The sequence below is a fragment of the Brachyspira hampsonii 30446 genome (assembly GCF_000316195.1).
Taxonomy (GTDB): domain Bacteria; phylum Spirochaetota; class Brachyspiria; order Brachyspirales; family Brachyspiraceae; genus Brachyspira; species Brachyspira hampsonii_C.
Map to the genome: position 1 here is coordinate 1,024,299 of NZ_JH994111.1, position 25,854 is coordinate 1,050,152.

Annotated in this window: 22 protein-coding genes; 9 read left to right on the plus strand and 13 right to left on the minus strand. The window is 29.7% G+C overall.

Annotated features, from left to right (window positions below; genetic code table 11):
• Window positions 1-565 precede the first annotated feature (565 nt).
• Window positions 566-1,081, plus strand: a complete 516-nt coding sequence (locus A966_RS09370; RefSeq protein WP_008724924.1) for a ferritin — start codon at window positions 566-568, stop codon at window positions 1,079-1,081.
• A 95-nt stretch (window positions 1,082-1,176) separates the two neighbouring features.
• Here A966_RS09370 and A966_RS09375 read toward each other — a convergent pair whose 3' ends face one another.
• From A966_RS09375 to A966_RS09390, 4 genes are all read right to left on the minus strand, one after another.
• The gene (locus tag A966_RS09375) at window positions 1,177-1,734 is read right to left on the minus strand and encodes a carboxymuconolactone decarboxylase family protein (RefSeq protein WP_008724926.1); all 558 of its coding nucleotides are present in this window, start codon (window positions 1,732-1,734) and stop codon (window positions 1,177-1,179) included.
• A 62-nt stretch (window positions 1,735-1,796) separates the two neighbouring features.
• Window positions 1,797-3,254 (minus strand): B12-binding domain-containing radical SAM protein, encoded by a 1,458-nt coding sequence (locus A966_RS09380; protein ID WP_008724929.1) that lies wholly within the window; start codon window positions 3,252-3,254, stop codon window positions 1,797-1,799.
• Window positions 3,255-3,376: 122 nt separating this feature from the next.
• Window positions 3,377-3,907, minus strand: coding sequence for an RNA 2',3'-cyclic phosphodiesterase (thpR, locus tag A966_RS09385; RefSeq protein WP_008724931.1), 531 nt, complete (start codon window positions 3,905-3,907; stop codon window positions 3,377-3,379).
• A 25-nt stretch (window positions 3,908-3,932) separates the two neighbouring features.
• Window positions 3,933-4,520, minus strand: coding sequence for a hypothetical protein (locus A966_RS09390; protein ID WP_008724934.1), 588 nt, complete (start codon window positions 4,518-4,520; stop codon window positions 3,933-3,935).
• Between the two features lie 309 nt (window positions 4,521-4,829).
• Between A966_RS09390 and A966_RS09395 the strand changes: the two genes are divergently transcribed.
• The 8 genes from A966_RS09395 to yqeC all read left to right on the plus strand — a co-directional run bounded on the left by A966_RS09395 (window position 4,830) and on the right by yqeC (window position 15,071).
• A complete protein-coding gene (locus A966_RS09395; protein WP_008724936.1) occupies window positions 4,830-6,653 on the plus strand; it encodes a methyl-accepting chemotaxis protein in 1,824 nt (607 codons plus the stop codon).
• A gap of 134 nt (window positions 6,654-6,787) precedes the next feature.
• Window positions 6,788-7,039 (plus strand): TM1266 family iron-only hydrogenase system putative regulator, encoded by a 252-nt coding sequence (locus A966_RS09400; RefSeq protein WP_008724938.1) that lies wholly within the window; start codon window positions 6,788-6,790, stop codon window positions 7,037-7,039.
• A 36-nt stretch (window positions 7,040-7,075) separates the two neighbouring features.
• On the plus strand, window positions 7,076-8,500 hold the full coding sequence (hydG, locus tag A966_RS09405) for a [FeFe] hydrogenase H-cluster radical SAM maturase HydG (RefSeq protein ID WP_008724940.1): 1,425 nt from the start codon (window positions 7,076-7,078) through the stop codon (window positions 8,498-8,500).
• A gap of 165 nt (window positions 8,501-8,665) precedes the next feature.
• On the plus strand, window positions 8,666-9,850 hold the full coding sequence (gene hydF, locus A966_RS09410; protein ID WP_008724942.1) for a [FeFe] hydrogenase H-cluster maturation GTPase HydF: 1,185 nt from the start codon (window positions 8,666-8,668) through the stop codon (window positions 9,848-9,850).
• A 115-nt stretch (window positions 9,851-9,965) separates the two neighbouring features.
• On the plus strand, window positions 9,966-10,877 hold the full coding sequence (locus tag A966_RS09415; RefSeq protein ID WP_008724943.1) for an Rpn family recombination-promoting nuclease/putative transposase: 912 nt from the start codon (window positions 9,966-9,968) through the stop codon (window positions 10,875-10,877).
• Between the two features lie 37 nt (window positions 10,878-10,914).
• The gene (gene hydE / locus A966_RS09420; protein ID WP_008724945.1) at window positions 10,915-12,036 is read left to right on the plus strand and encodes a [FeFe] hydrogenase H-cluster radical SAM maturase HydE; all 1,122 of its coding nucleotides are present in this window, start codon (window positions 10,915-10,917) and stop codon (window positions 12,034-12,036) included.
• Between the two features lie 96 nt (window positions 12,037-12,132).
• A complete protein-coding gene (locus A966_RS09425) occupies window positions 12,133-13,890 on the plus strand; it encodes a TrkH family potassium uptake protein (RefSeq protein ID WP_008724948.1) in 1,758 nt (585 codons plus the stop codon).
• A 2-nt stretch (window positions 13,891-13,892) separates the two neighbouring features.
• Window positions 13,893-15,071: a selenium cofactor biosynthesis protein YqeC gene (gene yqeC, locus A966_RS09430; protein WP_008724951.1), complete on the plus strand. Its 1,179-nt coding sequence runs from the start codon at window positions 13,893-13,895 to the stop codon at window positions 15,069-15,071.
• Window positions 15,072-15,147: 76 nt separating this feature from the next.
• Here the strand turns inward: yqeC and A966_RS09435 are convergent, their stop codons facing one another.
• The 9 genes from A966_RS09435 to A966_RS09475 all read right to left on the minus strand — a co-directional run bounded on the left by A966_RS09435 (window position 15,148) and on the right by A966_RS09475 (window position 25,711).
• Entirely contained in the window at window positions 15,148-16,530 is a 1,383-nt protein-coding gene (locus A966_RS09435) for a uracil-xanthine permease family protein (RefSeq protein ID WP_008724953.1), read from the minus strand.
• Between the two features lie 27 nt (window positions 16,531-16,557).
• Entirely contained in the window at window positions 16,558-17,400 is an 843-nt protein-coding gene (locus A966_RS09440; protein WP_008724956.1) for an FAD binding domain-containing protein, read from the minus strand.
• The gene (locus A966_RS09445) at window positions 17,391-17,879 is read right to left on the minus strand and encodes a (2Fe-2S)-binding protein (protein WP_008724958.1); all 489 of its coding nucleotides are present in this window, start codon (window positions 17,877-17,879) and stop codon (window positions 17,391-17,393) included. The genes A966_RS09440 and A966_RS09445 overlap by 10 nt, the downstream gene beginning before the upstream one ends.
• Window positions 17,879-20,014 (minus strand): xanthine dehydrogenase family protein molybdopterin-binding subunit, encoded by a 2,136-nt coding sequence (locus A966_RS09450; RefSeq protein ID WP_008724959.1) that lies wholly within the window; start codon window positions 20,012-20,014, stop codon window positions 17,879-17,881. Before A966_RS09450 ends, A966_RS09445 begins: the two co-directional genes overlap by 1 nt.
• Before the next feature lie 152 nt (window positions 20,015-20,166).
• Window positions 20,167-21,108 carry a carbamate kinase gene (arcC, locus tag A966_RS09455; protein ID WP_008724962.1) on the minus strand — a complete coding sequence of 314 codons (942 nt, stop codon included), beginning with the start codon at window positions 21,106-21,108 and terminating at the stop codon, window positions 20,167-20,169.
• Between the two features lie 127 nt (window positions 21,109-21,235).
• Complete coding sequence (gene ygeW, locus A966_RS09460; protein WP_008724963.1) at window positions 21,236-22,426, minus strand: knotted carbamoyltransferase YgeW; 1,191 nt, start codon at window positions 22,424-22,426, stop codon at window positions 21,236-21,238.
• A 48-nt stretch (window positions 22,427-22,474) separates the two neighbouring features.
• Complete coding sequence (locus tag A966_RS09465; RefSeq protein WP_008724965.1) at window positions 22,475-23,809, minus strand: YgeY family selenium metabolism-linked hydrolase; 1,335 nt, start codon at window positions 23,807-23,809, stop codon at window positions 22,475-22,477.
• A 62-nt stretch (window positions 23,810-23,871) separates the two neighbouring features.
• Entirely contained in the window at window positions 23,872-25,065 is a 1,194-nt protein-coding gene (gene dpaL / locus A966_RS09470; RefSeq protein WP_008724967.1) for a diaminopropionate ammonia-lyase, read from the minus strand.
• Window positions 25,058-25,711 carry a helix-turn-helix transcriptional regulator gene (locus tag A966_RS09475; protein WP_008724969.1) on the minus strand — a complete coding sequence of 218 codons (654 nt, stop codon included), beginning with the start codon at window positions 25,709-25,711 and terminating at the stop codon, window positions 25,058-25,060. Before A966_RS09475 ends, dpaL begins: the two co-directional genes overlap by 8 nt.
• Between the last annotated feature and the right edge of the window lie 143 nt (window positions 25,712-25,854).

Here is a 25,854-nt window from a genome sequence, read left to right on the forward strand (position 1 = left end):
CAAAACTACTTGACAAGATTACATATGAAAATTTCGTAATTTTATAATTTATAAAATAATGTTTGACATGTTTTATAAATTATTGTTTTAGTATATAAATATGCAGTCTTTCGCCTGCCGTAGGCACACACAGTGAGGCGTACTTCGTATGTGCCACACCGAAGGCGGACAGGCGTCACAAAAGAAGTGGGGTTTTGCGAAACATGCAGAGCGGTTGGCAAAGCCCCAACTATAATCAAAAAAATATTAAATTAAAAAACTATAAATATTAAAAATTTGAGTTTTGAAACAAGTCTATTATAAAATAAATTTGTTATATTTATAATGCTTTTAATAAATTTTTATTCTTATTATTTATTTTATTAATGAGGTTAATGAATTAATAAAATCTATATATTTCAAATAAAAATACTAATTTAAATATAAATGTTATATATGTTTTATAATATACAAATATTGCATTAAAAAATATGATATTAGTATGTTATTATGGTCTATAATCTATTGTTAAAAATGTTAGAGTATTATAAAATAATGTTAGTTAAATCTAAAAAAGGAGTTTATTATGTCTATAATAAAAGAAGAAACAGTAAAATTATTAAATGAACATTTAAATTTAGAGCATTATTCAGCTAATTTATATTTTAATATGGCTGGCTGGTGCGAAAAAGAAGGGCTTAAAGGCTGCAGCAAATTCCTATATAATCATTCAGCAGAAGAACATACACATTTGGAAAAATTTAGAGAATATATCAATAAAGCAGGCGGACAAGCTATAATGGGAGAGATGAAAGCTCCTGAATGTAATTTTAATTCTGTTGCAGAGTTATTTGAAAAAGTAATTAAACATGAAGAGTATATCACTTCTTGCATTAATAAATTAGTAGGCATAGCAATGGATAGCAAAGATTATGTTACATTGAAGTTTTTGGAATGGTTTGTTGAAGAGCAGCTTGAAGAAGAAGAATTATTTAATGATATTATTAAAAAAATTAAAATTTTAGGTAATTTAGAAGGAAGAAATCTTTATACTTTTGATAAGTTCGTAGGCAATTTGGATGCACAAGAACATAATTCATAATCTCTAATTTCGTACCCATTTCATAAATTATGAGATGGGTATAAAAAAACAAGGAGAATTATTCCCCTTGTTTTTATTTTATAAATAATTAAATATTAATTATTTTTTGCTCTCCAAGTTTCTTTTTCAAACTCGCCTTGTATAGGTACTAAAGATTCATCTAAATCTATTTTTAATACGGCATTAAAATTGTTAGTAGCCATCATCTGAGCAGCAAAACCTACTATAGTAACTATTTCAGAATCATTGAAATGTTTTTTAAGATTATTCATAAGTTCATCAGTTACGCCATTAGGATCTTTTACCATCTGCATACCTAATTGTGATAATAATTGTTCTTTTTCATCAAGTTTAAGATTTTTAGGATCATCTCCTATAGCTTTTAAATCTCTGATAAAGAATAAAGAACAAAGCATACATCCGTTAGTAGTAGAAACAGAATGTGCCAATATCATAGCTGCTCTTTTTCCAACTACCTCTACTAATCTATCGAATGAAACATACCAACCCATAAATGCTTCATAAGTAGCGTAATCATTTAATAATGCTTTTTTCATATTTGTAACATTGCCGCTTTTTTTTAATTGATAATCGAAAGCTTCTTTTACTTTACCTGTAGCTTCTTCATATTCCATGAATTTCACTCTAGCCATAAATAACTCCTTAATTTAAATTTATGATTAATAATTCTATATATTTTATAATAAAAACAAAATTATTCAAAGTCTTTTAAATGCCCTTTTGAAACTTTTTTAAATGCTCTCAAATAATATTTTATATCATCTAAATCCCTGATAGATAATACTTTATGCATCAAAAACTGCGGAGTAAAGCTAAGATTATAAAGTTTTTGTACCCATTCTTTTATCTTTTCTTCACCGACATCGGTCTTCATTATAGCACTACGCATATCATAATCTTCCCAATTTTCTGTAGTAAGCCAATTTTCTTTTTTGCATTGATTAAATAATTCAGTACCCGGATAAGGTATTATAATTGTAGCCTGCATAGTTTTAGCATAACCTTTAAGAAGAAGTTTTTTAGTAAGCTCATAAGTTTTTTCAATATCCTCTTCAGTTTCCCAAGGATATCCTAGCATTACCGTGATATGAGGAGAAAGCCCTGCATCAGATGCTGCTTTGCATGAAGGAAGTATCTCTTCAACCTTGTTTCCTTTTTTTAGCTTATCTAATGTAGTTTGACTTGCAGATTCTAGTCCAAACAAAAGAAATCTAAATCCAGCTTTTTTCATAAGCCTGTACTCATCTTCATTGCAGGCACCAAAACGCATATTGCAGTCTATATTAACTTTTTTATTTAGCTTTTTATCTATCATGAAATTACAAAAATCATTAAGCCATTTTTTTACAGGGAAGCATCCTGTATCATCCATTATCTCTCTGATATTGTATTTATTATAAAGAAACTCCACCTCATCAGCAACATTTTCAGCAGTTCTAGCACGGAAATTGGTATATATTCCTGTCCAAGAGCAGAAAGTACATCTATGATGCCAGCAGTCTCTTCCAGCCATTATATAAGTACCCGGTATTCTTTTGAAGTTGCCATTATCATAGGCGTATCTTTTCCACTGAGTTAAATCTCTATCTATAAATGGAAGGCTTTTTAAATCATGTCTTAATTCAAAAAAGCCTGTGTTTTTTATATTATTATTTTCTCTGTAGTATATGCCTTTTTCTAATTGTGCTTTTCCATTGAGATATTCTATTAGGTTTAAAAGAAGAAAATCATAATCTCCCCCCATCAATAAATAGTCAACTTTACAATTATTCATAGTCTCTTCAGGCATAGCAGTAACATGATCTCCTGCAATAACAACTATCATATTTGGGTATTTAGCTTTCAAATCATCAGCTATTTTCCACGCCTTATATATAACAGGAGTTTTTACCTCAAAAAATAATAAATCAGGTGTTTTTTCATCTAAATATTGATACCATTGTTCTGTTGTCATATTTCTAGCAATAGCATCAACAAAGTCTACATCATATCCTGCATTTTTTATCATAGTTGCTGCAGTGGCTGGTACTACAGGATAAATATATGTTGGGCTTTTAAACCATTGAAATTGTCTGTTTTGTGATAATAATGCTACTCCTCTGTCGCTTTCAAATGGAGGGTATCCTATATATATTTTATTTATTTTATTCATAAATTAATTTACCTTTCTAATTTTATTATCTTTTATTATTTTAATAAAAAATTATTTATTATGTTTATTTTTAGATTATACTTTAATTAATAAAAATGTAAATAATTGATTTAATTGTATGATTAAAAATTGATAGTGAAAATTTCTGTATAATTATGAAAGTCGCTTGAATATAAACTTATAGAATTAGCTATAAAAGATGAGGCGGTAAATTCTATTTCCTCAATATTTTCTTTTAATTTCTCATTATCATGAACTTTTTTAACTCTTGCTAAAGTTAGATGGGATTTAAAATCTTTTTTATCATATTTAAGATTTTTTATATTATCTAGTTTTTCTCTTAAAGTTTTTACATAGTTCTCTAATTCTTTGCTTACCGCTTTTATAAATATGACATTAATATCTTTGAATTTATTTGTGAAGTATGAAATATTTTCAAATTTTATATTAAATGGAGTAGGTGAATAGTTTATCACTTCTTCTTTTATTAATTCTATTTGTTCTTCTTTTATATTGTCAAAAAATACTAATGTTACATGCATTTTATCTTTTGAGACTTTTTTTAATTCTGCTGTTTTTTCATTTATTTTAAGTATATTAGAATACTTATTTTTAATTTCTTGATTTAAGTTTAATGCTAAAAATACTCTCATACTATTACAGCTCTATGTTTAATATTTATATATCAAGGCTTAATAGTTTAGTTATCATATCCATTGTAACATCTTTATATAAAATCTTATTAGGCACTACATTTCCATTAACCTGCTTAGAGGTTGTTTTTACTTCATTAGTATTTGCTGAATCACTATTATCAATAAGTTCCACAATCATACTAGCTTTATCCAAATATATTTGTTTATCATCATTATATTTGAATGTTATATACATTTTTAGATTTAGCATAATATTATGTTCTATAGTAAAAAAATTATCTTTATAAACTATATTTCCTATAAGACCTTCTGTATTTAGATTAAAGCTTTTAAAAGCAATAGTGCCAATATAATTGTATTTATTATTTTGTTCTATTTGAAATAAACTGTAATAATACCAATTATTATTTTTTAATATTATCATTTCATAAGATGAGTTATCAGTAAATCTAATCTTTCTAATAGCATAAACCGATAAGTTTCTATTGTTTTTTAAATTTCCATCATCAGTGAAGTAATTTTTATTTATTTTCATTGGTTTATCATCAATATTTTGAGAATAAAGATTAAAAGAAAATAAAATTACAAATATTACAGCCAATCTTAACATAGATATAAATCCCAAATTATAATAAATGAAGTTATACTCTATAAGCCTTTATTTGTCAATATTTATTGTATTAGATGTGTTTTAATTCTATGAAAAACTAAAATTAGTTAAAATAATATTTAAATTTTTATATGTCTTGAATAATTTAGAATTAAATTGTATTAATCATATTTATTTATGCATCATATAAAAATTATTTTAATTTATTGACACTATTATTTTTTTTTATTATACTAAAATATGTTAGGTTTCATTTTTATTTTATGCAATTCAATATTTTCTATGTAAAAATGATTTTAGGAGTAAATTATGAATAAAATACACAGTTTGTCTTTTAAACTTCCTATAGTTATTAGTTTAATGTCTATATTGATGCTAGGTTTTTTGTTATCTGTTTCAGTATATTTTGCAAATAAGGGAATAACTGAAAGCACTAATACAGGATTTCAAAATACAGTAGAAGGTTATGCTAATTTATTTGATTCTATATTAAATGCTCAGATTATGCTTAATGAATCATATACAAGCGGTGCTAATATTAAGAATTTCTTTTCAAATGCCGCTGCTTATAGTAATAATGTTTTTTTGGATGTCACATCATTTATAGAAAATAATAACTTTATTGAAAATATTTCTATAATGAATACTGACGGCGTAATAGTTTTTGATAGAAACTCTCAGTTAATAGGCAGAAATTTTATGGATCTAAGACCGGCCATGATGACTAAGCTATTAGCAGGAGAAGAAATAGCCTTTGGAGATATCTCTAAATCTGCTGCTACAGGAGAGCTTACAATGTCTTTAGGTGTAAGAATACTTAGTTATGATAATCAATTGGTAGGTTATTTAGTTTCTATTATCAAAATAATGTCTATATATGATGCATATTTTAGTAATGTGCAATTAGGAAGAACAGGAAGAATAGTAATCGTTAATAATAAATCTATAGTTGTAATGGATACAGATCCGGCAGAAATAAATAAACAGGCTCCAAGTGAATATGCCAATATAATACAGGGTACTTCTATATCCGGACAATTAAAATATGGAGTAAGAGAAGGTTTTTATAAGAAAATGACTTCTCAGCCTTGGGTAGTTGCTTATGCTATGGATAAAGATGAAATTTATGAAATTAATAAATCAATAATTATAACTAGTATAATTATAGCTGTAATATCCATGCTGCTTATGACTTTGGTTGTATTCTTATTTACTAGAAGCATTATAAAACCTCTTAGAATTGTAGTTGAGGAAGCCAAAGAAATAGAGCATGGAAAACTTATTATGCATGGAAGAAAAATAAAGCGAAAAGATGAGATTGGAGAACTATCTCAGTCTTTCCATAATATGAAATATAAATTAATAGAAGTAATAGAAACAACTTTGAATAATGCTGATAAGATGTCTCAGGCAGCTAATGCACTTGCTTCTGGAAATAAGAACTTAGCTACAAAAGCAGAAAATACAGCTGCCAATCTTGAAGAGACAGCATCCTCTATGGAAGAAATATCTTCAGCAATATCAATGGCCACTAATAATTCTGTAAAAGGAAATAATATGATGAACAGCTGTAAGGAAGCTATAGAAAATGCATCTTCAGTGGTATCAGAAACAGTAAAAAGTATGAATGAAGTTAATAATGACAGTGAAAAAATTAAAGATATAATAAAAGTTATAGAAGGAATTGCTTTTCAGACTAATATTTTAGCACTTAATGCAGCAGTAGAGGCAGCTCGTGCTGGAGAGCAGGGTAAAGGTTTTGCTGTTGTAGCAAGCGAGGTTAGAAGTTTGGCACAAAATAGTCAGACTTCAGCAAAAGACATTACAGAATTGATTAATCAGGTATATGAAAAAATTAATAAAGCTAATGAAATTGTAGAGAGTCAGGAACAATTATTTATATCAATAAAAGACCAAATTGAAGAAACAGCAAATATCATAAAAGATATAAGTTCTGCTGCTTTGGAACAGCAGTCTGGTGTAGCTCAGGTTAATAAGGCGGTTATGGAAATGGATTCTATTACTCAGGAAAATGCTGCTTTAGTAGAAGAGTCAACAGCTTCTTCTATATCGCTTTATAATGATGCTAAAGAACTTCAAAATGTTGTTAGCTTTTTCCATATAGAAAAATAATTATAAAAAATTAATAAAAGCTATTTACAAAATAAACTTATAGTTTTATAATAAGAATTGCCTAAGTGAATAACTGTTAATGTTTATCATAAAGGAATATATTTTTTAATTATATTTATCTTTTTTGTTAGTTTATGGAAAATAATAGAATTGCTGTTATAGGTATAATAATTGAAGACACCAATGCTGCGGCAAAGGTGAATGAAATACTGCATACTTATAGTGATTTTGTTATAGGAAGAATGGGGATACCTTACAGAGAAGAAAATATAAATATCATAAGCATAGTATTAAATGCTCCTATAGATAAAATTAATAGTTTAACAGGCAAACTTGGTATGCTTGAAAATGTTTCTGCTAAAGCTCTTTATGCTGGTAAAAAGTAATACCTAAACATTTTAATTTTAATAGGAGTATATTTTATGTCTCTAGAAACTTTATTTAAGTATGATTCAAAATCTAGAAATGCAAATGAATTTATCAACGATGAGGAAATTCTAAAAACAATATCCGAAGTAGAAAATGGCGATTATAATATTAGAGAAATATTAGACAAAGCTAATGAAATGAAAGGGCTTGAACCTAAAGAAGCATTGGCTTTACTTCTTTGCAATGATAAAGATGCTGAAAATGAGATGTTTGAAATAGCAAAGAAAATCAAATTAGAGATATACGGTAAGAGAATAGTTTTATTTGCACCTCTTTATTTATCTAATTATTGTATTAATGGCTGCGTTTACTGTCCTTATCATGCTAAAAATGGTCATATAGCAAGAAAACAGTTAAGTCAGGACGAAATTAGAGCTGAAGTTATAGCATTGCAGGATATGGGACATAAAAGACTTGCTTTAGAAACAGGAGAAGATCCAGACTATGCTAGTATGGAATACTTACTTGAATCTATAAAAACAATATACAGCATCAAGCATAAAAATGGAGCTATTAGAAGAGTTAATGTTAATATTGCTGCTACTACAGTTGAAAATTATAGAAAATTAAAAGATGCAGGAATTGGTACTTATGTATTATTCCAAGAAACTTATCATAAACCTACTTATGAAAAAGTTCACCCAAGCGGACCTAAAAGCAATTATGAATATCATACTGAGGCAATGGACAGAGCTATGGAAGGCGGTATCGATGATGTGGGTATAGGAGTATTATTTGGGCTTTATGATTATAAATACGATTTTACTGCTATGCTTTATCATGCTAAACATTTGGAAGATACTTTCGGATGCGGTCCTCATACTATAAGTGTTCCTAGAATAAGACCTGCTGATGATGTTGATGTTAAAAGTTTTCCTAATGCTATAGTAGATAGTTTATTCAAAAAAATAGTTGCTGTTTTAAGAATCGCTGTTCCTTATACTGGAATAATAGTTTCTACAAGAGAGAGCCAAAAATCAAGAGAAGAAGCATTAGAGGTTGGAGTTTCTCAAATAAGCGGAGGATCAAGAACTAGTGTTGGCGGATATGTTGAAGAGGAAGAAGAGAATTCAAAACAGTTTGAAATATCTGATAACCGTTCGTTAGATGATATAATTAAATGGCTTTCTGATATAGGTTATTTACCTAGCTTCTGCACTGCCTGCTATAGAGAAGGAAGAACAGGAGACAGATTTATGGCTTTTGCTAAGAGCGGACAAATAAAAAATTTCTGTCAGGCTAATGCTATAATAACATTAAAAGAATATGAAAACGATTATGCCAAAGAAGAAACTAGAAAATCTATAGATAAAGTTATGGCAAATGAAATAGAGAGGGTTCCTAATGAAAAGGTAAAAATGAAATTAGTTGATGCTTTAAAAGGAATAGATGAGGGAAGAAGAGATTTTAAATTTTAATATATTGGGGATAAATTATTGATTTAATTTATGATCGATTTATGTTACCGAGCAGAAAAATATAATTTTATTTGCTCGGTTTATTTTATTTGTTATATTTAGAGATGAGAAACAAATAAATTTTTTTAATATTATTAATTATAATATAAATAAATGGAATAAAAAATGAATACTACACCAAATTCAAACAGAACACATATTGCAATATTTGGAAGAAGAAATGCAGGTAAATCAAGCATCATAAATGCAATTGCAAATCAAGATGTAGCAATAGTTTCTGATACTGCAGGAACTACTACTGACCCTGTTAAAAAGGCTATAGAGATAAATGGTATAGGAGCTTGTGCCATAGTTGATACTGCTGGTTTTGATGATGAGGGTGAGCTTGGAGCTTTAAGAATACATAAAACTAGAAAGATTATGGAATCTGCTGATATTGCCTTACTTGTATTTGATGCTTCTTTTATTAATAATGATTATTTACTTGAATTAAAATGGAAAAATGAGATTGCTGCTTTGGAGATACCTGTTATAGCTGTATTAAACAAAATAGATTTAAATGATAATTATAAAAATATAGAACAGAATATAAAAGAAATGTTTGATTTAGAAGTTGTTTCAATTAGTGCAAATAATAGAGTTAATATTGATAAACTAATAGAAGCTATAAAATCATCAATTCCAAAAATAGAAGAGATTAGTATAACAGGGCATATAATTAAAGAAGATGATATTGTAATGCTTGTTATGCCTCAGGATATTCAGGCACCTAAAGGGCGTCTTATACTTCCTCAGGTTCAGACTATAAGAGATATTTTAGACAATAAAGCTGTGATTATGGCTTCTACTTTTGATAAGTTTGAAAAAGCTCTTAAAGCATTAAGCAAGCCTCCTAAAGTTATAATAACAGATTCTCAAGTTTTCAAAGAAGTAGAGAAGTTAAAACCAGAGGAAAGCCTTTTAACATCATTTTCAGTGCTTTTTGCAAGATACAAAGGAAATGAAGAAGTATATAAAAAAGGTGCCGACTTTATAGATAATCTTACAAAAGAGAGTAAACTATTAATTGCAGAAAGCTGTACTCATGTTCCTTTGGAAGGAGATATTGGAAGGGTAAAAATACCTAATCTTTTAAAAAAGAAATTTGGTTTTGACTTTGATATTGATTATGCGGCAGGCAATGATTTTCCAGATGATTTGTCTAAATATGATTTGGTAATACATTGCGGAGGTTGTATGGGTACTAGAAAGCATATTTTAAATAGAATAAGAATATGCGAAGAGCAGAATGTACCTATAACGAATTATGGTATGACTATAGCTAAAATTAATGGTGTGAAATATATTTAAATTATATAATATAAAATTAGTAATAAAATATTTAAAATACAAAATATATTTTTTAGCTTTAACTAGATTTTCATTTATAACTTTACATTTATATTTATTTTAGTATAATTATATTATGAGAAGAGATATTAATGTTTTGAATGATTATTTTATGAGATATTTATTCTCATCTAAAGACAGCAATTTGATATTACTTGATTTTATTAATTCTACAATGCTTGACGCTAATATGAAAACTTTTAGAAGTGTTGAAATACTTACTACATTTAATTATAAGGAAAACTATGAAGATAAGGAAACCATTGTAGATGTAAAATGCATTACACAAAATGGTACTGTTGTTATAATAGAGATTCAGCTTCAAGGCAATTCAAGATTTCCAGAGCGTATATTATATTATTGGGCTTCTAATTACAGCAAACTTTTAAAGCATGGTGAAAAGTATGATGCACTAACTCCTGTTATAAGTATAAATCTTCTTAATTTCAATTTAGATGACAGCAACAATATACATTCCTGCTATATGATTTATGATACTAATAGTAATAGACTTCTTACCGACCATTTGCAGATACATATAATTGAACTCAAAAAATTTAAAAACAATTTATTAAATAAAGATTTAGATTGCTGGCTTAAATTTTTCACTATAAAAAAAGATAATAGGGAGGTAATTATGTCTGAGTTAGTCAAAGAAAAACCTATAATGGAAGAGGTGCAAAGAAGATACAATAACTTTATTAAAGATAGATTGATGATGAATGAATATGATAAAAGAGAGGCTTATCTATATGGTAATCAGATAATGTTAGAAGAAGAAAGAAGATTAGGCATTGAAGAAGGTTTCAAAAAAGGTATAGAAAAAGGTATAGAGAAAGGTATAGAGAAAGGTATAGAGAAAGGTATAGAGAAAGGTATAAAAGAAAATCAAATATTAACTGCAAAAAATATGAAAAATAAAAATATAGATATAGCATTGATAAGCGATATTACAGGACTTAGTGTAAAGGAAATAGAAGAGCTATGATATATATTTTAATATGTGTAATTAGAGGAAGAGAAAATTGATTGATATAAACAAAGCAAAAGAAATTATTAACAAAATAGATAAGGAAGAGAGCATATCTCATGATGATGCTCTAGTTTTATTATCATCTTTTGAGTACGATAATAATATTAATAAAAAACAATTAACTCAAGATGAAGAAGAGAGCATAAAAGAACTAAAAGAATATCTTAGGGTGAAGGCTAGAGAAAAGGCAGATAAAATATTCGGAAAGTATGTTTTTATGCGAGGGCTTATAGAGTTTACCAATTACTGCAAAAATGACTGTATATACTGCGGAATAAGAAAGAGCAATAGAAATGCTGAAAGATACAGATTAAATAAAGAAGATATTTTATCATGCTGCGAACTTGGCTATGAGATAGGTTTTAGAACTTTTGTTTTACAAGGCGGAGAAGATCCTTATTATAATATAAATATAATGTCTGATATAGTGGATGCAATTAAAACTAAATTCCCAGACTGTGCATTAACATTATCAATAGGAGAGAAAGAAGAAGGGTACTATAAAGTATTAAAAGAAAAAGGAGCTAATAGGTTTTTATTAAGGCATGAAACTTCTGATAATACTCATTATTCAAAACTTCACCCAGCAGATATGAGTTTGGATAATAGAAAAGAATGTTTAAGAAATTTAAAAAAGTTAGGCTTTCAAACAGGTACAGGCATAATGGTTAGAAGTCCGTATCAGACTTTAGAAAATATTGCTGATGATTTTGTATTTATGCAGGAAATTAAGCCTGAGATGATAGGTATAGGACCTTTTTTACCCCATAAAGATACTCCTTTTGCCAATGAAAAAAAAGGTGAATTAGAACTTACATTAATACTTATAAGCATACTTCGATTAATTTTTCCTTTAGCCTTGATACCTGCTACTACAGCATTAGGTACTATAAAAGAAGGCGGACGAGAAATGGGTATACTTCATGGGTCTAATGTTGTTATGCCGAATTTATCTCCTATGGATGTAAGAAAAAAATATTTATTGTACAATGATAAAATAGCTACAGGAACGGAATCTGCAGAGGGTGTTGAAAGTTTGAGAAACAGTATGAAAAATATTGGATATATTCTTACAGGGGCAAGAGGTGATTTTGATATTAATAGACATGCTTAGATTTCAATAAAAAACAAAATTATATATTTACATATAGTCTATTATATATTAAAATGTTTTTGTTTATATATAATATGATAAGAGTAAATATTAATTATGAAAAATATTTTTAGTAATAAGATTAATAATCAAACTAATCCTAATAAAACTATCATTCAGGCGATAGATGAGTTTTTAAGGAGAATTTCAAATTTAATAGCTATAGCAGGTTCTATATTTGCAATATTTGTGCTTTTAATGCAGGTAAGACAAATTAATGCAGATAATTTTTATATAGCAAATTATGATAAAATAATTAATATTATAACAATATGTTTTATTTTTATACTCATAGATCAAATAAGAATAGCACCTAGAAAACTTTATATAGTAGTTCCGATTATTCAGCTAGTCGGACTTTTACTTCTTAATTTCTTCAGCAAAAAATACTATGATATATATGCAAATAGAATTATATGGACTATAGCAGGTTCAATACTTTTCTTTTTGGTTATAGTAATAAATTGGCTTAGGCTTTCATATTCTAAGTTTACATTATATCAAATGATTATAGCATCGTTTATATTTGTTATAACATTAGGAAGTTTATTATTGTATCTTCCTTTAAGTACAGTAAGCGGTAAGTTATCATTTGTTGATGCTTTATTTACAGCAACAAGTGCGGTATGTGTAACAGGGCTTAGTGTTATAGATGTTTCTAAAGAGTTTACTTTATTCGGGCAAGTTGTATTAATAATTCTTATACAAATAGGCGGACTTGGTATTATGTCTATATCGGCAATAGTGCTTTTATTTTCTGTAAATAAGGGAAGCGTTCAGGATAGAGTTAGAACTTTAGAGATGTTTAATACTCAAAATAAAGATATAATACAGTCAACTGTAAAAGTAATATTCTTATCAACATTTTTTATAGAGTTATTAGGAGCTGTTTCTTTATTTACAGTTATGGAAACTGACAGTAAATTAGGAATGCGTATATTTTCTTCTGTATTTCACTCTATAAGTGCCTTTTGTAATGCAGGTTTTTCGCTTTATACAGATAATCTTCATCAATATTCTGCAAATGTTGTAGTTAATGTTACTATTATGCTTCTTATCACTCTAGGCGGTATAGGATATCCTGTTATGCTTACTATTACTAGGGCTATAGTAAATAAGGTAAAAGGACAAAGATATGTATTTGATGTTCAGGCTAGAATAGTTATATATACAAGTGTTATTTTGATAATATTAGGAAGTGCCTTTATATTTTTTAATGAATATTCAAATTCTTTAAAGGATTTGCCATTGAAAGAGAAGATATTAGTTTCATTATTTCAAAGCGTAAGTCCTAGAACAGCTGGTTTTGAAACTATTGCATACAATTCTATGAGCAGTGTTACTATAGGAGTTGTTATATTTTTAATGTTTGTAGGTGCTTCTCCAAACAGTACAGGCGGCGGAGTAAAAACTACTACTTTATTTGTATTTATATTTTCAGTAATTACAGCAATTTTTAACAGGCCATATATTGTAGTTAATGGCAGAAAGATAAAAGATGATACAGTTAATAAATCTGTTGCTATAGTTACCCTGGCAATAGCTATTTCTGTACTTGCTTCATTTATTATGTTTTATATAGAAAAATCAAATAGTATGATGCCTATACTTTTTGAGGCAGTATCAGCTATAAGTACGGTAGGGCTTTCTTTAGGTATAACTCCAACAGTTACAATATGGAGCAAATTAATATTAATAATACTTATGTTTATAGGCAGAGTAGGTTATCTTACTTTATTTATGAGTATAGGCTCTATTAATAAAGGTAAATACGGTATAATAGATTTGCCTACAGGAGAAGTAACTATAGGCTGATTATGTCAAAAATTATTATTGTATGCGGCGGCGGCGGTAAAACTTCTTATATAAAAAAATTATCAGAAAGTTATAAAGATAAAAAGGTAGTAATCACAACTACAGCAAAAATTTTTAAACCTGAGAAATATATTGAAACTATTAATGCTCATTCTTTTGATAATGATAATATTATTGTATTAGGAAAAGAGTATGATGATAAAAAACTTATGTATGCAGGATATGATGAATTAAAGAATGCTATTGATTTAGCTGATATTATTTTTATAGAGGCAGATGGAGCAAAGTATTATCCAATAAAAATACCTAATGATGAAGAGCCTGTCATACCAGCTTTTTTATACGAAAAAATAGAAAAAATAGTTGTGGTTATGGGACTTCATAGTTTGAAAAGAAAGTTTAAAGAGGTTTGTTTCAGATATAATTTATGCAGTGAAATAGACAGTGAAAGCATAGTGGATTTAGAAACTATTAAATATATTGCAGATAAATATTATGTTAATAAACTTAAATGCAGTAATATAGAACTATATTTAAATGATTTTACAAAAAATAATAGTATTACATATAAAAAAACAGCTTTCATTATATTAGCATCTGGTAAAAGCGAGCGTTTCAGCGGAAATAAGTTAATTCATAAATTCAAATCTCTTAATAATAAAACATTATTTGAAAACACTGTCAATAAAATATCAGATGTAATAAAATTATTTAAAGAAGATGATGATTTAAAAAATATAGAAACTTCTGTTATAGCAGTAAGTATATATGATGAAATAATAAATAAAACATTTGAAAATAAAGATTATATTTCGGTATATAATAATAATCATGATGAAGGTATAAGCTCTTCTATAAAACTAGGTATTAATGAGGCTTTAAAACTCAAAGCTGACTCATTTGCTTTTTTTGTATGCGACATGCCTTTTTTAGAAGATTATGATATTTTTAATATGCTTAAATATTTTTATTACAGTCATAAGAATATAGGAGCTATGTTCACAGGAGAAAGACCATCAAATCCAGCTGTATTTTCAACTAAATATATTAATGATATTTTGAGTTTAGAGCATGATAACGGAGCATTGAGAATTATAAAAAAAAATGCTGAAGATTGTTTCTTTTATACTATAGATGAAAATAAATTAAAAGATATAGATACCAGAGAAGATTTACTTTAAAGTATATTTATTTAATATAAGAAAAAGCATAAGTCATAATAAATAACTTATGCTTTTATATATAAAATATTTTTAATTATTTTTTAGCTTCTTCTTTAGGAAGAACAACATTAAGTATAATAGCAACACAAGTAGCTATAACAACAGGGCTGCTTCCAAATACAGTTTTAGCCCAAGCAGGGAAAGTATCTAAAGCACCTCCAACTTGAACAGTACCCATACCTAAAGCAACAGCAAGACCTACTATTAATGTATTTCTAGGTCCCATATTTTCAGTGAATACCAATTTAATACCTGTCATAGCAATAGAAGCAAATACCATTATAGTAGCTCCTCCAAGTACGCAGGAAGGTATTGTAGTAAGCAAAGCAGAGAATTTAGGGAATAGTCCAGCTATTAATATTATAACAGCAGCAATTAAAAATACTATTCTATTAACAACTTTAGTAGTAGCAACTATACCAACATTCTGACTGTAAGTAGCAGTAGGCAAGCAGCCAAACATAGAAGATAATATGTTAGTAAGTCCATAAGCAGTGATACCGCATTTTAACTCTTTATCAGTAGGCATTCTTCCCATACCTCCTGAAGTAGTAGCAGAGAAGTCTCCTATAGCCTGAACAGAGTTTACAGCAAATAAAAGAGCTATAGCTATTGCAGCAGAAGGATCAAACTCTATACCAAAAGGAAGTAATTTAGGAGCTTGGAAAATACCAGCATTAACTACGCTGGTAAAATTAATCATTCCAAAGAAAAATGCAGCTATATATCCGATAATTAATCCCATAAGTATAGAAGCTAGTTTCAAGAAGCCTTTAGTAAACTGATTGAAGAAAATAACAGCAATAAGTGTTATTCCCGCAACAGCCCAATACTGCCAAGAACCAAAAGGAACAACCTCTCCGTTTATACTGTATAATGTACTTCCTCCAGCCATATATCTAACAGCAGTAGGATATAAAGAAAGCCCAACAGTAAATACAACAGTACCTGCTATTAGAGGAGGGAATAATTTTCTTATTTTTTCAACAGCAAGTCCGAATATAACGGCAACTATACCTCCTACTACCTGAGCACCAAATATAATAGCTAAACCTCTTACTCCAAGACCTGTACCTTCAGGACCTCTTGCTATAGACTGCATAGTAGATACATAAGCAAAACTAACACCAATAATCATAGGAAGTCTGGCACCTATATGATAATTTTTTGTAATAGGTATAGGGAAAACCATTATTATTGTAGAGATAGCAGCAAATACCAAAGATGACTGAACTAAGAGTATTTGTTCTGGGCTTCCGCTTTTAAGTCCGGCAGCAGAAGATACTATAAGAGCAGGAGTTACACAGCCCACAATCATAGCAACTACATGCTGAATAGCTAGCGGAAAAGCCTGCGACATCTTTGGAACGGCTTCGTATTCGAACAAAGCACTTTGAGTTTTTTCATTTGTACTCATAATTAACTCCAATTTTTTTATTCTATTTTATAGATTTATATCATCTAAAAAATATTCAATTAAATTTAAAGCACATTTCTTTCTATACAAAGCAGTTGACCTAGCACTGTTTCTAGGATTCATAATTGAAGAATATGCTTCCTGTATAGATTTAATATTGTTCTTCCATTCTTTTATATCTGAAACAATATATTTTTCCTCTATACTTTCATCTCTTGTAATTGTAACACCTAATGTACAAAAACTTATTTTAAATCGGTACCTATCATTTTCTTTGCAAACTAATGCACATACGGCAAGTTTAGATAATGCATTAGCTTTTCTAGTTCCTATTTTTCGATAAAAGGAATATTTATAATCTTTCTTTGGTATTATTATATGAGTAAGTATTTCATCATTTTTCAATATAGTTTTGCTTACTCCGGTAATAAAATCTTTTATTTTTACTTCTCTTTTTGAATTTTTACTTTTTAATACTAAAACTGCATCCATAGCATATAAAGAAGGCAAACTGTCAGCAGAAGGGGAGGCATTGCATATATTTCCTCCTATAGTGGCAATATTTCTAATGGGAGGACCTGCTATTCCTAAGGCACTGTCTTTTAATACCTGAGGAGTTAGACTAGATCTAATAATTTCATCGAAGGTAGTTAATGCTCCTATGATAATATTATTTTCATCTTCATTTATGCCTTTTAATTCATCTATATCATTTATAAATAATATAGGTTTATTAAATTTAGCTATTAAATTACTTCCTCTTAAATGCTCTACCATCAAATCAGTACCTCCTGCAAAAATTACAGAATCATTTGCTGCTCTGAATTCTAATGCTTCATTAATATTTTTAGCTTTTAAAGTTACTGCCATAAATTTTTACCCTCCTTAAAAGCCATATCAGAAGCTCTTAATACGGCACTTACTATATGATCATATCCAGTGCATCTGCATAGATTTCCTGATAATCCTTTTCTTACTTGGTATTCTGTAGGTTTTCCTTTAGTATCATTTAAAATAGCTTCAGAAGACATAACCATACCAGGAGTACAAAAACCGCATTGTACAGCACCTTCTTCCATAAAAGCTTTTGTTACTATTTTTCCTTTTTCTGTTTCTGAGTATTGTTCTATAGTTATAATTTCTTTTCCTTCGCATAAAATTATAGGTATTAAACATGAATTGACAACTTTTCCATTCATAAGTACAGCACAAGCTCCGCATTCTCCTTCGCCGCATCCTTCTTTGGTACCAGTAAGTTTTAATTCATCTCTTATAAAATCTATTAACCTAGTTAAAGGATCTAATTCTGTATTAATTTCGTTTCCATTTACTTTAAATTTTATAGACATCATATCACCTCCGCTATGTTTTCAGGGAGAATAGGTATTTTTCTAAAATGATAATTCAAAGCATTTTCCATAGCAGCTGCATAAGCACTTGCCGCCCCGTCAAAAGTAATTTCTCCTACTCCCTTAGCACCAGAAGGACCATATTGATAAGGTTCATTCATGATATACGACTTTATTTCAGGCAAATCCAAAGAAGTCGGTATCATATAATCAGACATTTTTACCTGTAAGAATTTTCCATCTTTATTCACTATGTTTTCTAAAGCCCCCCATCCAAGTGCCTGAGCAACACCCCCCTTTATTTGACCTTCAACTATTTTTTCATCTATAGCATATCCGCAGTCAAATACCGCCCAAACACCTACTATTTTTACTTCTAATGTAACTTTATCAATTTCAACTTCAACAACATTTATTCCAAGCCCATAAGTAGGGTAGGCATCTCCTCTTAAAGCAGAGGTATCCCAATCTATTAAATGTGCAGGGTGTTTATAGTCTTCTATTATTTCTATTTCTTCAGATTCATTCCATCTGTCTTTTAATTTTTTACATGCTTCCTGTATTAAATATCCAACGATCATAACAGAACGGGAAGCCACTGTAGGACCTGTATTTGGTATTATATTAGTATCATACACAGATATATCTATATTTTCCAATGGTATTTGCAAGTTATAAGCAGCTATTTTTCTGAATGTAGTATGAAGTCCCTGACCTATTTCTGTATTTGATGTTAGTATTGTTACTTTATTTCCTTTTTTCTTTAACTTTAATTTGGCTTTAATTATATCTCTTTCACCGCTTCCTGTAAAAGCACATCCATGCAGAAAGCATGATATTCCTATTCCTCTGTACATATCATCTTTATATTTTTTTCTTTTTTCTTCATAATCAGATTCCTTTAAGGCTAAATCAAGCATTTGAGGAAGTATTATATTATCATGGAATATACCGCCTGTTATTGTAGGATCATTTTGTTTTACAAAGTATTTTCTTTTAAGTTCTATAGGATCAATTCCTATTTTTTTTGCTATATTATCCATAGTTCTTTCTATAGCAAATATTGCCTGAGGTCCGCCGAATCCTCTGAATGCACAGCTAGGTACATTATTAGTGCAGTACAATCTTCCCAAAACTCTTACATTAGGGAAATGATATACATTGGCAGCAGTATAAGTACATCTTTGCATAATAACTCTGGAACTTGACTCATAAGCACCAGCGTCCATATCCGAAATTATATCAAGTGCGGTAATATTATTGTTTTCATCAAGAGCTATTTTAGTTGTGATTTGAGCAGGCTGTCTTTTTACACTATAAGCCATATCAAATTGTCTGTCTAATATAAGTTTAACAGTTTTTTTTAGTTTATGTACGGCAACGGCAACAGCGGCAGATAGTATATCAGGATAATGTTCTTTTCCTCCGAATCCTCCGCCTATAGTGGGGGATATTACTCTTACCTTTGATTCTTCTACACCAAGAACAGGAGCAACAGCTTTTTGTACATAGTAAGGACATTGCGTAGATGAATATAAAGTTACGCCGTCATTTTCCCAAACACCTACTGTTCCATTAACTTCCATGTATAAATGTTCCTGATATGGGGTATAATAAGTTTCCTCTATTATAGTTTTAGCTTTTTTAAATGCTTCATCAACATCTCCATATCCCGCTTTAAATGAAACAAAAATATTATCATCTCCGTATATAGGACCGCCTAATAATTTCTTAGAATCATCTATATTCAATACAGGCTCTAAATCTTGATATTCTATTGTAACTTTTTCTGCTATATCATATACCACATTTTTGTCAGGACCTACAATAAGGAGTATTGTCTCTCCAATGTATCTAACATTATCATCAGCAAAAGGACGCCAATCAGATATAATCATAGTGGCAGCATTTTTACCCGGAACATCTCTATAATCTATTACAGAATAACCTTCAGGAAGTTCAGGAATATTTATTTTTAATATCTTAGCCCTTGCCTTTGTAGAATAAACAATTTTGGCATGCAGGACTTCTTTTCCAAAATCAATATCATTTAAATATTTAGTTCTTCCTGTTATCTTGTCAAAAGCATCTACTCTTGATACAGAATTTTTTAATTCTTTAATTAGAGTTTCCATAAAATATCCCTCAGCTTATTATTTAATTAAAATATTGATAATATTTATAATATATTAATAATAAAAATCAAGATATTATAAACATTTATAAACTAGATAATTTATATATTATTAATTTAATATAAATATCTAGTTTATTTATATACCAAAAATTATTTTATAACTCTAGTACCTGTTTTTCCATTGATAGCATCTTTAGCTTTTTCAAGCAATGTTATCATAGCTTCTTTTCCAGTTGCTTCTACAAACTGCATACAAGCCTGAACTTTAGGAAGCATAGAACCCGGAGCAAACTGACCATCATCGCAATGTTTTTTAGCCTCTTCTAAAGTCATAGAATCTAACCATTTAACATCCGGCTTACCAAAATTAACAGCAACTTTTTCTACAGCAGTTAATATGATAAGCATATCGGCATGAAGTTCTTTAGCAAGTACAGAAGCAGCAAAGTCTTTATCTATAACAGCAGCCATACCTTTTAAGTGATTACCTATTCTTATCACAGGTATTCCTCCGCCTCCGCAGCATATAACTAATGCTTTTTCATTAAGCATAGCTTTTATAGCAGTACTTTCAGCAATAGCAACAGGCTTAGGAGAAGCAACAACTCTTCTGTATCCTCTTCCTGCATCTTCTTTTACTACCCAGCCTAATTCTTTGGCTTTTTCTTCTCCCTCTTCTTTAGTCATAAACTGACCTATAGGTTTAGTAGGATTTTTGAAAGCAGGATCATTTTCATCAACTACTACTTGAGTAATTAATGTAGCTATAGGCGGAACTGTTATTTTTCTGTTAGAGAACTCTTCCATAATAGCATTTTGTAAATCGTATCCTATATAGGCCTGACTCATAGCAACACAAACAGAAAGAGGTATATCATTACCTGTTTTATGATGTGCAGTATATTCATTCATAGCATTATTAATAAATCCAACTTGAGGTCCGTTTCCATGTGCAACTATAACTTCGCAGCCATTTTCTACCAAATCCACTATGTTTTTAGCAGTTATTTTTACAGCTTCCATTTGCTCAGCTAGTGTATCACCTAATGCATTACCGCCCAAAGCAATAACAATTCTTTTTTTATTTTCCATTTTTATATCCTAAATCAAAAATTAAATTCTTTTTATATTGTAAAAAGTGCTTTTTTTCACAATATAATAGATATAAAATGGTAAGCACTATATATCTTATAGATGCTTACCATCTTTATTATTTATATTATCCAAATATTCTTGGTTTTTTATCAGAAGCTAATTTGCTTAATATAGCTTGAGGGTCTTTAAATTTAGATAAGAAAATCATAGCAGCTATAACATAAGGTTTGTAGCTAGCTTGTTTGTAAAGAGGAACTCTATATCTGTCAAATACAGAAGCAGCAACTTCTCCGTCTTTACAGCTAACATCATTAATATCAGCAGGTAAGCAGTGTAAGTATAATGCTTTTCCGTCTTTAGTTTTTTTCATTTTTTCTTCAGTACAGCACCAATCTTTATGCTGAGCATTTTGTTCTAATAATCTTTTTTCAAGAGCTTTAATACCATCAGTGTCTCCTTTACCGTAAAGGTCTGTTCTCTCTTGCATAGCAGCAAAAGGAGCCCAAGATTTAGGATAAACAACATCAGCATCTTCAAAAGCTTCGTCCATACTGTTAGTGATAGTCAATTTAACACCAGCAGCTTCAGCATTTTTCTTAGCAATAGCTTCAACTTCCGGCATAAGTTCATAACCTTTTGGATAAGCTAAAGCAACATCCATACCTAATCTAGTGAACAGTCCAGCAGCACCTTGAGGTACAGAAAGAGGTTTGCCGTAAGAAGGAGAATAAGCCCAAGTCATAGCAACTTTTTTGCCTTTAAGGTTTTCTAATCCGCCTAATTCATGAATGAAGTGAAGTGAGTCAGCCATCATTTGTGTTGGATGGTCTCTGTCGCATTGTAAGTTTACCAAAGTAGGAATTTGTTCTAATATTCCGTCATTGTATCCTTGTCTTACAGAAGCAGAAACTTCTTTCATGTATTCATGACCTTTACCAATGTACATATCATCTCTGATACCTATAACATCAGCCATGAATGATACCATATTTGCAGTTTCTCTAACTGTTTCACCATGAGCTATTTGGCTTTTACCTTCGTCTAAGTCCTGAACTTCTAAACCTAAAAGGTTACAAGCAGAAGCAAAAGAGAAACGAGTTCTAGTAGAATTATCTCTGAATAGAGAAATACCTAAACCAGAATCAAATACTTTAGTAGAAGTGTTAGTTTCTCTTAAGAATCTTAAAGCATCAGCAACAGTCCAAACTGCTTGTAATTCATCAAAAGTTTTGTCCCAAGTTAAGAAGAAATCATTTTGATACATTTTGCCGAATTCAAGGCTGTCTAATTTTGATATGTATTTTTGTATACCCATATTTTTCATCCTTTTTTATTTATTTAAATTTATTTTTTTATAATTAAATTACTTATTTGCACAATAGATAGTAGGTACAGCAGCATATAAAGCAGCACAGTTTACTAAATCTTGCTTCCAAGTTTTTTCATTAGGAGCATGAGCCTGAGCTTCAGCACCAGGTCCGAAACCTATACAAGGTATTCCGTTTCTTCCCATGATAGATACGCCGTTAGTAGAGAAAGTCCATTTATCAGTAAGAGGACGAGCTTTTCTTTCTTTTTCTATTTCCGGAGTAGGTCCTAATCTCTCTTCTGTACCATATAAGCCTTTGTATGCTTCTTCTAAAGCTTTAGTTACAGCATGATCTTCTGGAATTACCCAAGTAGGGAAGTAGCATTCTATTGGATAAACTAAACCTGTCCAAGATGGTCTGTCATAATTGTACATAGATACTTCAGCACCATATTTTTTTACATTAGGAAGGTTTCTTATTTCTTCTAAGCAGCTTTCCCAAGTTTCACCTGCTGTCATTCTTCTGTCTAAAGAAATAGAACAAGAGTCAGCAACCGCACATCTGCTTGGAGAAGTATAGAATATTTGAGAAACTGTTACAGTACCTCTTCCTAGGAAATTAGCTTCTTTGTATTGAGGATTGTATTTTTCTTCTAACATTTTTACTAAGCCTTTGATTTCTGTAGAATCTTTAGCATCATTTTCGTTAAGGCTTCTGATATCTTGAAGTATGTCAGCCATTTTGTATATAGCATTATCTCCTCTTTCTGGGGCAGAACCATGGCATGAAATACCTTTAACATCTACTCTTATTTCCATTCTTCCTCTTTGACCTCTGTAAATACCGCCGTCAGTAGGTTCAGTAGAGATTACGAATTCAGGTTTGATATTGCTTTTTTTACAAATGTATTCCCAGCATAATCCGTCGCAGTCTTCTTCCTGTACAGTACCAACAACAACAACTTGATATTTGTCATTTAAAAGACCTAAATCTTTCATTATTTTAGCACCGTAAACACCGGAAACTATGCCGCCTTCTTGGTCAGAAGTTCCTCTTCCTCCGATTTCTACATCATTTTCATAACCTTCATAAGGATCGAAATTCCAGTTATCTTTATTTCCTACTCCTACAGTGTCTATATGAGCATCAATACCTATCAAAGTTTTACCGCTTCCCATATAACCTAAAACATTACCCATAGGATCTATATCTACTTTATCAAATCCTACTTTTTTCATCTCTTCAGCTATTCTTTCGATTACGCCTTTTTCTTCGCAAGATTCACTAGGAATTCTAATTATATCTCTTAAGAATTTAGTCATATCAGCTTTATAGCTTTCAGCTTTTGCTTTTATTTGTTCAAATTGTTCTTTTGAAATAGCACTCATTGTTTTTATTCTCCTAAAAAATTTATAATTTTAAATTTCTTTATTATTCTAATTAAATTTTATTATCTATCTTTTGCTTCCCAAACGATATTTTTCCATCTTTCAGGATCCGTATCTCCTTCAGTGCTGAATAGTAATACTTTAGAATTAGAATCAAGTTTTAATTTTTTTCTTAATTCAGCATACTCATCTTTAAGCATAATAGTAGCCAAAGCACCGAAAGGAGCAGCACCAGATTCACCAGATACAACCTGAGGATCACCTTTTAATGGAGCAGCAAGCATTCTCATACCTCTTGCAGCAATTATGTCTTTAGCAGCTATAAAGCAGTCAGCATGATTTTTAAGTATATCCCAAGAAGTGATATTAGGTTCTCCGCATGCAAGTCCAGCCATTATAGTATCTAAATCACCTTCTACTATTCTTATTTTTCCATCTCCAGCTTCAGCACCCTTATATAAACAAGCAGCAGCTTCAGCTTCAACTATAACCATTACAGGAGGATTATTTTTGTATTTATTAGAGAAATATCCAACCATAGCACCAGCCAAAGAACCAACTCCAGCCTGTACAAATACATGTGTAGGTCTTTCTCCGAATTGTTCATCAGCTTCTAATGCCATAGTGCCGTAACCTTGCATAATCCAAGCAGGTATTTCTTCATAGCCTTCCCAAGCAGTATCCTGTACAACTACACCATTAGGTACTTTAGCAGCCTCTGCAGCAGCCTTTCTAACGCATTCATCATAGTTGTATTCTTCTATTGTAGCAGTGGCACCTTCAGCCTGAATATTTTTTAATCTTGTTTCTGTTGAACCTTTAGGCATGAAAATTACAGATTTTTGTCCTAATTTATTAGCAGCCCAAGCAACACCTCTTCCATGATTACCGTCTGTAGCTGAGAAGAATGTAGCCTGACCGAATTCATCTTTCAATTTTTTTGAAGTGAGTACATCATAAGGAAATTCGCTTACATCTTTTCCCATTTTCTGAGCTATATATCTAGCCATAGAATAAGAACCGCCTAATACTTTAAAAGCATTAAGACCGAATCTGTATGATTCGTCTTTTACTTTTACAGTTCCTAAGCCTAGATATTTAGCCATTTCTTTTAATTCTGATAATGGTGTTTGTGTATATTGAGGGAAACTTTGATGAAATGCTTTTGCTTTTTTTACTTCCTCAATAGACATTATTGGCAGATTTTTATCATCTGTTTTAGGCATCTTATTTTCAGCCCATTTAAGTTCACTCATTTACTTCCTCCTTTTTTGAATCTATATAATTATATAGAGTGAATTTACTTATTCCAAAATGATTCGATACTTTATCTCCGGATTTTGTTATTAAAAATACTCCTGAATCATTTAAAAATTTTATAGCTTTTATTTTCTCATTTTTATTCATTATAGAAGCAGGTTTTCCTACCAATTCTTCGCTTTTGATTATTAACTTCTCCATAAGCTCCTGAGCACTGTTTGGAATTTCTTCTAATTTTGATTTATCTTCTGTATTCAAAAGACTTTCTAAATCGCTTTTAAAAGGCATTAAATTAGTTATATCAAAGTTTATAGATAGTATATATCTGTATTTACCATTCATATCCTTTATAAAAACTGTTGAAGATTTTAATATTTTTCCATTTGATGCTTTTGTAAGATAAGATAAATGATCTACTATAGGTTCTCCTTTTTTCAGCTTTTCTATAGTATTGATTACAACATTTGAGGCGCCTTCTCCTACTTGTCTGCCTGTAATGCCTCCATTAATGATAAAAATAATTGTATGATCTAAATCATCTTCCTTTAATTCATGAATACATACTTCGCAATTATTGCCGAATTGTCTTGCTATGCCATGTGCTACATTTATTAGAGTTTCGAGTATTATATTAGATTCCATAAAATATAAAAATATTCCTTAATGGCTAATTATATAACCATTTAATATGATTATAGTATACTAATTTTTTTTTAGATTTTCAAGAAAAAATCTAAATTTTTTTTGAAAATTGTTGACAAATAGACTTTTTTTAATATCCTATT